Source organism: Pseudoalteromonas sp. OOF1S-7, assembly GCF_022347765.1.
GTDB lineage: Bacteria > Pseudomonadota > Gammaproteobacteria > Enterobacterales > Alteromonadaceae > Pseudoalteromonas.
Genome location: NZ_JAKRFZ010000032.1, coordinates 1 through 11192 on the forward strand (window position 1 = coordinate 1; position 11192 = coordinate 11192).

Annotated in this window: 10 protein-coding genes, 2 tRNA genes and 1 pseudogene; 7 read left to right on the forward strand and 6 right to left on the reverse strand. The window is 44.3% G+C overall.

Annotated elements, in window-relative coordinates; genetic code table 11:
• Positions 1-322: 322 nt before the first annotated feature.
• From MHN33_RS23505 to MHN33_RS23515, 3 genes and pseudogenes are all read left to right on the forward strand, one after another.
• Positions 323-604 carry a hypothetical protein gene (locus tag MHN33_RS23505; protein ID WP_239401883.1) on the forward strand — a complete coding sequence of 94 codons (282 nt, stop codon included), beginning with the start codon at positions 323-325 and terminating at the stop codon, positions 602-604.
• Complete coding sequence (locus MHN33_RS23510; RefSeq protein WP_239401885.1) at positions 604-1116, forward strand: hypothetical protein; 513 nt, start codon at positions 604-606, stop codon at positions 1114-1116. The genes MHN33_RS23505 and MHN33_RS23510 overlap by 1 nt, the downstream gene beginning before the upstream one ends.
• A 69-nt stretch (positions 1117-1185) precedes the next feature.
• A pseudogene (locus MHN33_RS23515) lies at positions 1186-1533 on the forward strand (transposase); the annotation flags it as partial.
• An 831-nt stretch (positions 1534-2364) separates the two neighbouring features.
• Here the strand turns inward: MHN33_RS23515 and MHN33_RS23520 are convergent.
• The gene (locus MHN33_RS23520) at positions 2365-3300 is read right to left on the reverse strand and encodes a fibrinogen-like YCDxxxxGGGW domain-containing protein (RefSeq protein ID WP_239401887.1); all 936 of its coding nucleotides are present in this window, start codon (positions 3298-3300) and stop codon (positions 2365-2367) included.
• 377 nt (positions 3301-3677) lie between these two features.
• Between MHN33_RS23520 and MHN33_RS23525 the strand changes: the two genes are divergently transcribed.
• Both MHN33_RS23525 and MHN33_RS23530 read left to right on the forward strand, forming a co-directional pair.
• Entirely contained in the window at positions 3678-4091 is a 414-nt protein-coding gene (locus tag MHN33_RS23525) for a hypothetical protein (RefSeq protein ID WP_239401889.1), read from the forward strand.
• A 272-nt stretch (positions 4092-4363) separates the two neighbouring features.
• Positions 4364-4522 carry a hypothetical protein gene (locus MHN33_RS23530; RefSeq protein WP_156158749.1) on the forward strand — a complete coding sequence of 53 codons (159 nt, stop codon included), beginning with the start codon at positions 4364-4366 and terminating at the stop codon, positions 4520-4522.
• A gap of 161 nt (positions 4523-4683) precedes the next feature.
• On the opposite strand, the gene MHN33_RS23535 is transcribed toward MHN33_RS23530, so the two are convergent.
• Positions 4684-5532 carry an alpha/beta hydrolase gene (locus MHN33_RS23535; RefSeq protein ID WP_239401891.1) on the reverse strand — a complete coding sequence of 283 codons (849 nt, stop codon included), beginning with the start codon at positions 5530-5532 and terminating at the stop codon, positions 4684-4686.
• Between the two features lie 140 nt (positions 5533-5672).
• Entirely contained in the window at positions 5673-6260 is a 588-nt protein-coding gene (locus tag MHN33_RS23540; RefSeq protein WP_239401893.1) for a TetR/AcrR family transcriptional regulator, read from the reverse strand.
• A gap of 263 nt (positions 6261-6523) precedes the next feature.
• Between MHN33_RS23540 and MHN33_RS23545 the strand changes: the two genes are divergently transcribed.
• Positions 6524-7759, forward strand: coding sequence for a serine hydrolase domain-containing protein (locus tag MHN33_RS23545; RefSeq protein WP_239401895.1), 1236 nt, complete (start codon positions 6524-6526; stop codon positions 7757-7759).
• A gap of 75 nt (positions 7760-7834) precedes the next feature.
• On the opposite strand, the gene MHN33_RS23550 is transcribed toward MHN33_RS23545, so the two are convergent.
• Positions 7835-7911: transfer RNA gene (locus tag MHN33_RS23550), tRNA-Pro, on the reverse strand.
• A gap of 300 nt (positions 7912-8211) precedes the next feature.
• Here MHN33_RS23550 and MHN33_RS23555 point away from each other — a divergent pair.
• A complete protein-coding gene (locus MHN33_RS23555) occupies positions 8212-8973 on the forward strand; it encodes an SDR family oxidoreductase (protein WP_239401897.1) in 762 nt (253 codons plus the stop codon).
• Between the two features lie 117 nt (positions 8974-9090).
• Here MHN33_RS23555 and MHN33_RS23560 read toward each other — a convergent pair.
• Positions 9091-9167, reverse strand: a tRNA-Pro gene (locus MHN33_RS23560).
• 161 nt (positions 9168-9328) lie between these two features.
• Positions 9329-10747, reverse strand: a complete 1419-nt coding sequence (locus MHN33_RS23565) for a sodium:alanine symporter family protein (RefSeq protein ID WP_239401899.1) — start codon at positions 10745-10747, stop codon at positions 9329-9331.
• Positions 10748-11192: the final 445 nt, after the last annotated feature.

Below are 11192 nucleotides of genomic sequence, written 5' to 3' on the forward strand. Positions count from 1 at the left end.
GAACTCATTTGGGGCGCTGAACAATCAGTTAAGCCCGGATATATGTCAGAGCAACACATTTATAGCGGACTGGACCAAACATCAGGCATGGCAAAGCGGGTAAAATAACGAACGAGATAACGAAAATTCGCTATCTTGCAGACCTACTCGGCTTGACATCGCTGGAGCGTCCATATATGTCTGCTAAATATCCACTCTCAAAGTCTTAATTAGATCAAAGGTTAATTCAGAGGGAAGTGAGACTGTTTATCGCGTGGAAGGTTCAGGTAACCAAAGGTTATTTATAAATTCAGCTGGAGAAGTGTCCATAAAGGGACATGCTATGCTGTTTCTTAATTTTGGCGATAGAAATAGAGCTGAGGCTTTTTTGCAGCAAAGATTAGCGCAAGGTTTTTCTGATACAAAGATGAAATCATTTCAGGTAGCTAGTGATTACGCCGAGCAAGTGAAAAGTTTAGCTGTCCCTGAACGTTTATCGAAAAGATTTCCAAATTTGCCTATAAAAGTTGATCCAACTAAGGCGAATAATCAAATCGGATTGAAGAACAGGCAGATTGATTTGTTGAAATATGCAATATTACAAGGTACAGGAAAGGTTGAGTAATGAATATACTTGATGATGAATATCTTCATATTAAAAATAATACCTTGGACGGTATTGATACTTGCGGATTATTGAAAATTAAGCTGAGAGTGAGGTGCAATGGTGATGCTGCTCAAGTACTAGATAGAGCTAAGGAAGTAATGTTGACATTGCTTTCATGCACAAAAGGTAAATGTTTTCAATATATTAAATGGACTAATGCTCTACCTAGCTGGTTTGTTCAATGCTGTGGACGTGAGCTTAGCTCTGATGAGTTAGAAGAATATTTAAGCAAATGGCGTTTACTTAGCCCTGAAGAGCAAGAAAAAATGGAAAACGAACAAGATTGGAGCCTTGATGATTGGTTATATTGGCTGGAACCAGAACAAAGAACTTGGTATTGGTGGTCAAGCAATCGATTAAACGACGATCTTTTTGAGCTGGTGATTGTTGTCAGAGATTGGCCAACAGCAATTGGTTCATTGGAATGGTTACTCAAAGCAAGTGGGGCTAATGACGTGGCCTTGGTTTAATAAAGCTTTGAATTATTGACACCCAGCCATAATCGGCGCTCAGAGAGCGCCGTTTTTCTCATAGATAAAGGCCAGGCATTTAACAGTGCCAAAGAGTTTGGTGTCTGGTTAGGGCTCACGCCCAGACAATATGCTTCCGCCGATAAAAGCGTTCTGAGCCATATCACCAAGCGAGGGGACAGATACCTGCGCAAGCAATTAATCCACGGTGCGCGTACTGTGGTCACGCATGCACATAAAAAAGACGACGATTTAAATCGCTGGATCAGCACCTTGAAAGAGCGAATTGGTATAAATAAAACCATTGTGGCCACTGCCCACCGGCTGGCCAGGTTGATGTGGATACTACTACAGAAAAATGAGCCGTATCAGCCACAATATACACAATCGGGGGCGACACAATGTATCAAGGTTTAGGTTGTCAGGTGAGCTCGGAGCAGACAAGGGTCATTGAACCCGTGTGGGTGTAGTGAGCCACTGACAACCGCTTATCTGTTTGCCAAAGTACGATGACAAAAGGTCCAACCCTGCCTGTGTAAAACCCGACGACGGCACGGTCGTTACAGACCGAGTGGGTGTATTAATTTTAGGGTGTGCAGGCTCGGAACTCATTTGGGGCGCTGAACAATCAGTTAAGCCCGGATATATGTCAGAGCAACACATTTATAGCGGACTGGACCAAACATCAGGCATGGCAAAGCGGGTAAAATAACGAACGAGATAACGAAAATGCGCTATCTCGCAGGCCTTCTCGGCTTGACATCGCTGGAGCGTCCATATATGTCTGAGGTAATCCATCTCTGAGGTAATCCATCTTAAGCGAAGAGCAAAGGAAGACGGAACCGGATTTGAAACATCACTTGCTAGTTTTGGAATGGATGTCTGGGGTAATCTACACAATGCAGATGTTTCTAAGCGAAGAGCGAAGGAAGTCGAAACCGGATCTGCAGCATTACTTGCTAGCGTTGGAATGGGTGTCTGAGGTAATCAGGTAGGTGTCTGAGGTAATCAGGTAATCCATCAGAGGTAATCTCAGGGGAAATCTTCTGGGTGTCAGGAGAAATGCACATCAGGAGAAATGCACAGGAGAAATCTGCATCAGGAAATCTTGACACAGGCGAGTTTGGCAATGGCCGCGCCTAAAAAAGCGTGGTTTACGTCGTAAATGAAACATTCAAAGGTGATGTTAATGTCAGCAGGAGAAAGTGTGGACTGCAGTCACTGCCCACACGTTAAAATTGAAATAGCTTATCTTACATAGATTTGTATGTTTTCTGGTGCGTAGAACATTTTACCACTCGTCGCAGTGCCGTATTTACCGTTGCGTTCCGTGGGTTTAAAATCGAGATTATAGATAGTAACTGTTGTGAAATAAGTTCCGTTATTTGGATTGCTTAGATAGGTGTAATCAGAGCCTGTATAGGTACATCCGGGCTCAGAGTGAAAAACAGGCGTGTTTGCTAAATCGTCTACTAACACCTGACAATTTGCAGTATCCAGCTGTGCAAGATCAAACACAACATAATTGTCGTTGTTGCCGTCCGTTATCATGATCTCCGTGGCATTCGATTTTAGTGCTTGCCAGACACCCACATCAATATAGTGGTTTTTTTGAGTTGTTGGATCTGTGAGTTCCTGAGTGCGAGTGTGGGATGCACCGCCATTCTTTTCACGGGTGTTAACCAGTGTCCACCCACCTTGAGCAATTTCCATATTGCAGTAAACGGCTACAGAAGTTGGGATCCCATCTTGAGTAAGCTCAACTGTGTGGATCCCTGATTGCGCCATTGGATCTTTTATTTTTACTTCGTCACAAGACTGACCATCAGCACCTGTAGCCGATTGCAACATCAGCTGGAAGTCGCCAGATTCTAGGTTATTGTTATACCAGGTACCCTGATATAACCCATTAGACATGAGCTTGCCAAGATAATGTTTCTTGATATCACCATCAGTTGCGGTGAACTCGATCATATTATCATTGTGAAGGTATTGGCCCTTAATCACACTGTTGTCAGATTTGAGTAAAAAATCTTCTTGTACTCTCAGTAATTCAGAGCTGGACATTGTATACCCGGCGTCTAACTGTCCATCCAGAATCGTATCTTCCTTAAGGTCAATATATTGCGGTGTGGCGTAGCTGTATGAGCTGACCAAGGAAAGAAGTAGTAGGTGCTTTTTCATAATAATTCCCTATTTTATTTCTATTGTATGATAAAAAACGGCTAGTACTAACATGTAGTAAGTAGCCGCTTCAATGTAGTGATTTTATATGAAATGGGTAGCTATTTCGGTGACTAAGATCAATTTTAAGTGGGGTATAATTTAGCAATAACTCCGTTACCCCGGGCACCTGCGAGCCGAGTATTACTCAAAAGTAAATCTCCAAAATATGACAACGAATAGAGTTGCATAATTATTGCTAGCGCCTCGTCTACGTCTAAACTAAACAGAACACTTGCCCATAGCGCTGAGCGTGTCCAAACGCGCTTGCTTCGGTTCTATACTTAATTACTCACGTCTAATCAAGGTAACCCCAAAGCGACGGATAAGGAGGCTAAATGACGCAGAACCGCTCAAATCAAGAGTATACTCATGTTAAGCAGCTGCTGAGTAAGATGGAGCCTGAGATTGCGGCGAGCTTTAGCTATAAACAGCGTAAAGCCTTGCATAAAGCCATTAATACTCGCGGCTGGAACGACCATGCTATTGATTTCAGGCCAACACTGGTGATGCCATTTTTGCCCTGGAGTTTCTATATTGTGTTCCTGGGCGGCGTGAATAAACGCAGCCTGAGCAATACAGAGCGGCTCACAGCGGCCATTATGTTCCTGATAAGCCTACTGATAGTGGGCGTGATCTTGGTGGGTCTGGTACTCGTTATTCTCTATTTGCTTAAATCCTGGCTGGGAATAGATATTTTTGCGGATGAATCTTTAGGGCTGTGGGACTATTTTAAAACGCTCTTTGACTGACTAGCCGGTATCTTTGCTTGTAAATATAGACACAATCTGACTGCGCTCATAGTACACAAGTCTAGCGCTGTCATTTAAGATTGCGTGATAAAATTTCAATAGAATAAATAAGATAAAAAACAAGTACCTAAAAAGTAAGGTCGAAAAATCACCTAGGTTGCCTTGTTTTTTGTTGCTAATTTCAGCACATTGTTTAACCGATGAGCATAGCCATACAAGCGTGCCGTCATCACCATTCGATTAAACAATAGAGAAATACAACAGGAAACAACATGAAACTGAAAAAGGTTAAATTAAAAACGCTGAGCACAGATAACAATTTAAATGCGCAGCAAACCAAAGACATTGCTGGTGGCGCAAGTGCTTACAGTAAAGACTACGGTGCGTGTTACACGGCCCCTGCATTTTGCCCAACGGCCTATATTTGTTAACAATGCTTGTTTTGCCCGGCCTCAGGCCGGGCAAAACGGTGAGCCATTTTTAAAACAGCCTGTATTTATCGCCCATATTCAGGCACTATCAAATAGTGCTGGGGTAGGTTATCTGACTTTATTGTAGCTCAACAACAGACCACTCAAATAAACAAAAGTCGTTAAATTATCAGCGTATTGAACGCGTCTTTTGCTTGCTGGCTTTGCAATATCCTGCCATGCCCCAGACCCTGAGTTTCTATGAGTTTAACCCGGCACATTTGTGTGGCGGCCTGTTTAGACACTGCAAATTGCGCAAACCGGTCATGCTGATCATGCACGATCACACAGTGTGCATTTTTGTTTTTTAATTTCTCAAACGGGTCAACAGACGTCATTGGGTAGTTGTATTCATTTTCGACCTTGCTGACGACGGAGCGAAACAGCCGCATTGAATAACCCGAACGCTCAATACTGCCAAACAAATTGCTGACATAATCCAGCACGGGTGCAATTAGTAGCAGCGGTTTGTCGGCAAGTTTTGGGTGCTTACATTCAATCGCAGCGGCACAGCCCATACTGTGGGCGATAACACCTTCAACATGCTCTGTGCTGTCGAGTACAGCTTCAAGTCCGTATACAAAGGCAGGCAGGTGACCGACCGAGCCTTCACTGTTGCCATGGGCTGGGTGGTCAAAGGCCAGTGCTGTGTAGCCTTGCTGAGCGATGTGCTGCATCAGAGGAAAGAACTGATTGGCACTGCCAGACCAGCCGTGGGTTAACACCCAAACCGGACCACTGCCAATCTGGTAGGTTTTTAGTAAGCCTTCTTTTGAAGAAATACTGCCCTCAACCATTTCATTTGGTGCGGCATGCTTGGGCTTAGCCCTGACCGGCGTAAGGAGCAGCTTAGTTGCAGTCTTTTCGGCATGTCCAGGCGCTATTCTGTGGTGCGCACGGGTCATTACATTAAGCATATGCTTTTTGAAGTTAAATTTGCTGTCTGATTTAAAGTAAATCTTGTCACTCATTTCTCTTTCTCCACGAAAAACACCATAGCCAGTTAACTTTAAAACGAACGGTCGTGCTATTAATGCGTTCAAAAAAAGGCTGAAGGTGTTCAGCCTGGGGTTTATCCTGTTTAGTCTAAACTACCGGATAGCTTAAACAATTACTTCCAGCTCTGTATCTGGCGCTCTACGCCATGCCAGAACCGCTGTGTGCTTTCTTCCTGTCCATGCATTGAATGATACAGGTGGGCACTCAAATACATGCCATATAACTCAAAAGTGGCTTGCTCCGGTGCCAGATCAGCCCGAAACTCGTTGTTCTCAATGCCTTTACCTATCTGGATTTGCAAATAGGTTAGCCAATTTTCAATGCCTTGCTTGAGCACTCGCTGAGCGGCAGATTCGTCGGCACATTTTTCTCGCCAGGCGTCCAGGAACATACAGCTACCCTGGAATGATTGATTCCAGTTTAACCAGTGATGTAACAGCGCCTTTATCTTCTCTTCATAGCTACGGCAGTTATCCGCCCGAGCAGGCACAATAACGCGTTGTAAAAAAATATCGTTGGCAAAATCAACAACTGCCGCCTGCAGGTTCTCTTTTGAGTTAAAGTGTGCGAACAAACCGCTTTTAGACATACCGCACTGTTTAGCCAGCTCACCAATCGTCAGACTTTCCAGACCACTCTCACTGGCCAGCGTAAAGGCCACATTTAAAATGTTATCGCGGGTTTGTTTGCCTTTGCTCATACACTACTCACTGCTATGTTGCATATATTTATAGCACGACCGTTCTTTTAATGATAGTCAAAGTTTAAGTAGCGTGTAAGGGCATGGGTAGCAATGGCCATAAGCTTGATACATATTGAGTGTCAAACTAGCTAAAAGTTAGCCAGAACAACTAACATGCATAATCCCCTGTGGCTTCCATTTTAAAATGTTATTAAAATTCAATGATATAAATTTTGGTCTGTATTTTGCTCCTGTATGCGATTTTAAATCGGAGAAAATCTTTGAAAAAGTTGTTTATCGCGATTTTACTATTGCCTGTGTTCTGGATTTTATTACCAAAACAAGAAGCCATCAGCCGGGACAAGAAGACGTTTAACGCATACATCAAGGCTGTTATGGAAGAAGCGGCCATCCCAGGACTGGCGATTGCCAAAATTGACAATGGTGAAGCCACACTTCATACCTTTGGCTTTGCGGATGTAGCGCAAAACAGGCCGGTGACACAAGACACCTTGTTTAATATCGCTTCAATCAGCAAACCCATTATGGGCGTGGTGCTGCTTCAGTTGGTAGAGCAGGGAAAACTAGATCTCGACCGGGATATTAACGACTATTTACCGTTTAAGGTTGATAACCCCAAACGAGAGAATGAGACGATTACACTCAGGCATTTGGTGACACATACCTCCGGGATTGCAGATTACTATGATGTAAACAGCTTCACGGCAAATCGGGATCCTGAAACGACCTTGGAAGCGCACTTGAAGTCATTACTGACACCCGGGGGGCATCTGTATGAGCAAGGGGCATATTATCTGGACCATCAACCAGGCACTCATCGCAAGTATAGCAACCTGGCTTCTGCTCTGGCGGGTTATCTGGTCGAGACAACCACGGGTGAAAGCCTGGCGCAGTACAGCATAGATCATTTGTTTAAACCACTGGGAATGGACAACACCCGCTGGCGATTAGAAGGCCTCCCATTTGCAGAAATAGCAGTGCCTTATGAAGTGGAATCCTGCATTCCCTATACGCCTGTATGTGGAGATTTCGAATCACCTAAATTGAATTATGTGATTAACGAGTACTTTAATCCGCCCATTGCATTCAAGCGGTTTGTGCCACAGCCTCACTATGGTAACCCACAGTATCCTGACGGTGGGGTCCGCACCAGTATCAAAGAACTCAGCCTGTTCCTGACCCAGCTGTTAAAAAACCAAACTATAACCGGCGAGCCACTTCTGTCAGCTGCAATATTTCAGCAAATGATATCGATCCAGGTACCCGAAACTGTATCAAAAGGTCAACGTTTCTTCTGGCGCGACAACAGCATGGGGTTGATAGGACATATGGGCTCGGATCCTGGTGTATTCGCAGCCATGTACTTTGATCCAAACAACAAAAATGGGTTTATTATTCTGATGAATCGGGGACTGGACACTAAATCGGGCAGCGCCATGAAAAGTATCGCGGTCAGATTAATGCATCAAGAGTCTGATGTTAGAGAGTTGCGTTAAGAGAAACGACATGGAAGTCGCTGAAAATACTGAAGGACTAAGTGAAAATAAGAGTAGAAAAAAGGGGGAGAAGAATGGTCGGCATAGCAGGATTTGAACCTGCGACCCCTGACACCCCATGACAGTGCGCTACCAAGCTGCGCTATATGCCGACTTGGTTGCCACTATAATGATTTTTATTGGAAAGGCAACACCAGAGCTGTTTGTTTGAACATTAATTAAACATAAGGGTTTCAAAGGGACGCCCTTTGTACAAAAAAGCAAAGGCCAGGGGTTATGAATACACTGGTAACTTTCCCGAGTGAAGTTAACTGAATTGGAAATGGGCTTGGCGTGTGGTAAACATGGCTTGTCAGAAAGCTTTAAAATACAGCTAACTGACTTCATGATTGACATCGGTTAAGTCTTACCGTGTTGTGAAGCAAATAGCCATTTTACCAGGAAAGTTAAATATGCGTTTTGAAAACAAGAAAGTTGTGATTACAGGAGCCAGTCCAGACTTTGGGCTTACGCTGTCTATATTGTTTGCCAGGCTGGGTGCTGAGTTATTTCTGTCGGCCAGAACGCTTACCAAAGCGAAAGCGACAGCCCGGCAGGTAATCGAAGCGGTTCCCTGTGCCAAAGTCTCGCCGTTTCAGGTCGATGTGACCAAGCCTGGTGAGATTGCGCTGTTTGCACAGGAAGTTGAAGCACTCACGGCTGAAGTCGACATTTTGATCAACAATGCCTCATTCTGGTTGTCTGGCTCAATATTAGAGGTATCCGAAGAACAGATTGTCGAAACTATCAATTCTACAGCGACAGGCAGTATTTTGATGACGCAAAAATTCCTACCACTTTTACAGCGCTCAGCTTCACCAGACATTCTGTTTATAAATAGCACCGCCAGTCTCGAAAACAACCCACGCTCAGTTGCCAGTGAAGCTTTTAGCGCTGCAAAAGCTGCACAGTCCACATTTGCAGATCGGCTTCGGTATCGGTTAATGGGGCAGGGTATAAGAGTGATCAGTATTTATCCGCCCAACTTCGACAATCCATCTGCGCTCAATGGAGCGCACTGGGATCAGCCTCGTTCGCACACTGACCATATGCATCTGACTGCGCGACATGTCTTTGAATGCATCCAGTTCGCTTTATCTCAGGATCGTGTCTGCTCCGTCGATAAAATTGTACTGAGCAATAACAGTATGCTTGCGAATGACAATAATGCGTAAAGAAAACAAATATATGAAATAACAGGTTTTGACTTTTAATTGTGGCGTTGTTGTGGCACGAAGCTTTTGAAGATGAAGATAATGAAATATAAGTATTTGACTGGAGCGAGAAAAGAATGGTCGGCATAGCAGGATTTGAACCTGCGACCCCTGACACCCCATGACAGTGCGCTACCAAGCTGCGCTATATGCCGACTTGGGTTTCACTATAATGATTTTTTGATGAAAGGCAATAAGTAATTGTTTCAAATGGATGTTATTTGTACTTAATGGGTTTGCGTGGAGGTTTGTTGAGCAGTTTACTTACAGAAGAATGATAAAGGGGAGGCAGCCGGGTGACTACCTCCTTTACAGATTACTTGTGCCAGATACCCTTAGGCAGGGTTTTTAATACTTCAGGTTTTTGTGAAGGATCAAAAACGGGGGTTTTGCCTTGTTTTAGTTGGGTACGGTAGTCTTTGGCAAGCCAGATAACAATGCCTGACAACATAAACAGCGCAATCACGTTCACAATTGCCATCAGGCCCATAGAAATATCGGCAAGTGTCCAGATCAGGCCAAGCTCACCTACGGCACCAAACATGACCATAGCCAGTACACAGGCTCTGAATATAAACAGGCCTTTGGGATGGTTATGCTCAAGGAACAACAGGTTGGTTTCTGCATAGCTATAGTTTGCAACAATAGAAGTAAAGGCAAAGAACAAAATGGCGATGGCAACAAAAATTGCGCCCCAGTCACCCACATGCTCAACCAGTGCTGCCTGTGTTAGCTGAATACCTGTTACGCCAGATTCTGGGACGAGCTGGTTCGATAACAGAATAAGTGCCGCTGTGGCACTACAGATAACAATAGTATCAACAAATACGCCCAGCATCTGGACGTAGCCTTGTGAAGCTGGGTGATTCGGATTAGGCGTTGCACTTGCTGCGGCATTTGCTGCACTACCCATACCGGCTTCATTGGAGAACAACCCACGCTTTATCCCCTGGATCATCGCCTGCATCACAGCATAACCGAATGCGCCGCCCGCAGCTTGTTCAAAACCAAATGCGCTGTTGATGACCAACATAAAGACGTCGGGTAATTGGCTTGCATTCATAGCGCAGACAATAATTGCCAGTAACAAGTAAGCGATTGCCATGAAAGGCACTGCCAGCTCCGCAAAGCGGGCAATGGTTTTAAGGCCACCAAAGATAATGAAAGCAGAGCCACAGACTAACAGAAGACCCATTACATATTTAGGTACATCAAAGGCGACTTCGAATGCTGCTGCAATTGAGTTTGCTTGCACGGCATTAAACACTAAGCCAAATGCCAGGATCAGACATAAAGAGAAGAGCACGCCCATCCAACGTTTATTCAGGCCATACTCCATATAATAAGCAGGACCACCTCGGAAGTTGCCATCATCGTCTTTGGTTTTATATAGCTGAGCCAGGGCGCTTTCTGCAAAACTGGTTGCCATACCAATGAGGGCGATTAGCCACATCCAAAAAATAGCACCGGGTCCGCCCAGGTAAAGCGCAACGGCAACACCTGCCATGTTACCGGTACCAACCCGCGCGGCGAGAGAGGTACAAAACGCCTGGAAGGAGGAGATACCGTCTTTGGCGCCACTTCGGCTGTTTGCCATGACCTTAATCATATACGGGAATTGAGTGAACTGAATGAAACCCAGTCGGAGGGTAAAGAAAACACCTGCTGCAATTAATAGGTATATAAGTATATGACCCCACAGCAAGCCGCTTATTGTGTTAAAAAAGTCAGCCATTGGATTACGACCCTTATTATAGATATAGCAGAACGGGTAAATAAGGTGGCGTAATTTAGCACATGACGGCTTTCAACTCTAAGTATTATTGTCTTATCCACAGGTTTTTGTGAGTAACTTGTGTGGCAATTGTGAGGACATATTGGGTAAAAAATTAATTCAAGAAAATCATAAAAAGCGCTTGCGCTGAATTCGAATCTCCCTATAATGCGCATCCATCGACACGGCGGACAGCAAACAAAACGCTAAACAACATGTTGATGGTCATATAAAACTTAGTTTTATTTCTTTTAAATCTGAGTGTTGACAAAAAGAGGAAAGTGATTAGAATGCACAACCCTCAGCGCTAACAGCGCAGCGACATTGAGTCGCACCGGGTAACCGGATTATGTTCTTTAAAAATATGAAGCAATCATCTGTGTGGGCACTCGTACAGATTGAGTTC